The 681-nt window shown below is 66.7% G+C and carries 1 protein-coding gene; it reads left to right on the top strand.

The genetic code is table 11. The annotated features are described in order from the left end of the window. The coding region (locus ACYVE7_RS35210) for an efflux RND transporter permease subunit (RefSeq protein WP_460371024.1) at positions 1-681 on the top strand (681 nt) is incomplete at both ends.

Genomic DNA, 681 nt, shown 5'->3' with positions numbered 1-681 from the left:
CGCGGGTCGCGCGGCTGCGGCAGACGCGGATCGTCGAACCGATCCTGCATGACGACACCAACCGCCGGGCCGCGTTGATGGTCAATCTGTCGACCAGCGACCTCGAAGGCTATGTGCAGAAGGCGAAAGCCGCGATCGACGGGCAGGTGAAGCTGCCGCCGGGCTATCGCATCGAGTTCGGCGGCCAGTATCACCAGTTGGAAGCCGCGCAGAAACGCCTATCGATCGTCGTGCCGGTGGCGCTGATCCTGATCTTCGCCTTGGTCTATTCGGCGCTCGGCAGCGTGCGCGAGGCGGCGATCGTCTACACCGGCATCCCCTTTGCCGTGACCGGCGGCATCCTGGCATTGTGGCTGCGCGGCATGCCCTTTTCGATCACCGCCGCGATCGGCTTCATCGCCTTATCCGGAATCGCGATGCTGAACGGCTTGGTCCTCATCGACCATATCAACGCGCTTCGCGCTGGGCGGGAGGGCGATCCGCTGCCGGTCGAGGATGCGGTGCGGCAAGGCGCGCACGACCGGTTGCGGCCGGTGTTGTCGACCGCGCTGGTCGCCTCGGTCGGGTTCGTGCCGATGGCTATCGCGACGGGCGCGGGGGCGGAGGTGCAGCGGCCGCTCGCCACCGTAGTCATCGGCGGGATCATCACCTCGACGATCCTGACGTTGCTGTTGCTGCCCA

The organism is Actinocorallia lasiicapitis, from assembly GCF_054778695.1.
The sequence above is the reverse complement of the archived record's forward strand: the minus strand, read 5'-3'. Positions and strand labels throughout refer to the sequence as shown.